3 protein-coding genes are annotated in these 1,775 nt (G+C 39.4%); all 3 read right to left on the bottom strand.

The features are described 5' to 3' along the window. On the bottom strand, positions 1-691 hold a 691-nt coding region (gene cysD / locus B2X72_RS09980), incomplete at its 3' end, for a sulfate adenylyltransferase subunit CysD (protein ID WP_286849454.1). 59 nt (positions 692-750) lie between these two features. Beyond that, the gene (locus B2X72_RS09975) at positions 751-1,446 is read right to left on the bottom strand and encodes a phosphoadenylyl-sulfate reductase (protein WP_286849452.1); all 696 of its coding nucleotides are present in this window, start codon (positions 1,444-1,446) and stop codon (positions 751-753) included. Further along, the coding region (locus B2X72_RS09970; protein ID WP_286849450.1) for a precorrin-2 dehydrogenase/sirohydrochlorin ferrochelatase family protein at positions 1,436-1,775 on the bottom strand (340 nt) is incomplete at its 5' end. The genes B2X72_RS09970 and B2X72_RS09975, both read right to left, overlap by 11 nt.

Genomic DNA, 1,775 nt, shown 5'->3' with positions numbered 1-1,775 from the left:
CCTCTGCATCGATATTTAAGAATGAGGCTGCAGCCATCAATTGCCCATTTCGGGTAATAACCTCCCGTTCATGGCTGAAATAGATAGATGGCAATGCGATCTGTTCGCGTTTAATATAATTCCAAACATCGAGCTCGGTCCAGTTTGAAATGGGAAACACGCGTACATTTTCACCTTTATTTATTTTGCCATTAAAGATGCTCCACAGCTCGGGTCTTTGGCGTTTGGGATCCCATTGTCCAAATTCGTCACGCACTGAGAAGATTCTTTCCTTGGCACGGGCTTTTTCTTCGTCCCTACGTGCGCCACCGATACAAGCGTCAAAACCATGTTTTGAGATTGTATCGAGTAAGGTAACCGTCTGCAAGGCATTTCGACTTGCATTTTTTCCCTTTTGTTCAACAACTTTCCCTTGATCAATGCTGTCTTGAACATAACCAACAATAAGTTTTTCTCCTATATCTTCAATCAGAGAATCCCTGAAAGTGATTGTTTCGGGAAAATTGTGACCAGTGTCAATGTGAACTAATGGGAAAGGAAATTTACCCGGTCTAAATGCTTTTTTTGCCAAGTGAACAAGTGTAATCGAGTCCTTACCACCAGAGAATAATAGCGCTGGTTTTTCAAATTGTCCGGCTACCTCTCTTAAAATATATATTGCTTCCGCTTCTAAATGATCTAAATAGTCCATTCTCTGAAATAATAAAATTTGATTTAATGAATTTGGGTTTCTGCTTCGCTATTTTATGATTAAACACCGTGCAAACCACATTCTTTTTTACTTTGATCTTCCCACCACCATCTACCAGCGCGGAAGTCCTCTCCTTCTTGTACCGCTCTTGTACAAGGTTGACAACCGATACTTGGGAAACCCTTGTCGTGCAGCATATTGTAAGGGATATATTGTTCTTTACAATACTTTTTTACTTCCTCAAAAGTCCAGTCAAATAAAGGATGGATTTTGATGATTTGGTTTGCTTCATCGTATTCGATAAAGTCCATATCGTGGCGATTGATGGATTGATCTGATCGGATGCCCGTTACCCAAATTTTTTTTCCTTTAATCGCACGTTGTAAAGGTTCAATTTTCCTTATCCTACAACATTCCTTCCGATTCTCAACCGACTCATAGAAGGAATTTGGGCCTTTTCTGCTGATAAAATCTTCCAACAATGTTGTATCAGCAGTATAGGTTTTGATGTGCAATTGATAACGCTCCAAGGTACGGCTCCACAGGGAATAGGTTTCTTTGAACAGTCGTCCAGTATCCAGCGTGAATATTTCGATATTGATACTATTTTTACCGATCCATTCCGTGATTACTTGATCCTCAATACCGAAAGAGGTCGAAAAAACTACCTCATTAGGAAATAGTGATGCTATTGTTTGTAAGAGCTCCACTCCTTTTTTTTCGCCAATAATTTCTTTAATTTTCTTAACGTTCATAACGTAATATATTTTTGGTATGCTCGTTCAACTGCTTTACTTTGTATTCGAAATCTCCTCTAAGCTGCTCTCGATAAGTACTCATGAGTGACAGTGTTTCGTCAATTTCCTCAGGTAGCAGGTCATTTAATAGTTCTTTCACCCTTTTGGCAATTGTTGGTGATTTACCATTGGTGGAAATGGCTATTTTCAGGTCGCCTTTTTTTACAATGGATCCCAGATAGAAGTCGCATAAGTCGGGTTTGTCCGCAGCATTAAATAGGATGTTATTTTGCGTTGTTAGATTACGCAACTGCTCGTTAAGCTCTATGTTATTGGTTGCTGCAATC

It is taken from the genome of Sphingobacterium sp. UBA7253 (assembly GCF_002472745.1).
GTDB lineage: Bacteria > Bacteroidota > Bacteroidia > Sphingobacteriales > Sphingobacteriaceae > Sphingobacterium > Sphingobacterium siyangense.
Note: the sequence above shows the minus strand (reverse complement) of the source record. Positions and strands in the feature narration are given on the sequence as shown.

Bases quoted from the DNA above. Each gene is read 5' to 3' on its own strand.
- B2X72_RS09975 (WP_286849452.1), bottom strand. From the start codon at position 1,446: ATGAACGTTAAGAAAATTAAAGAAATTATTGGCGAAAAAAAAGGAGTG.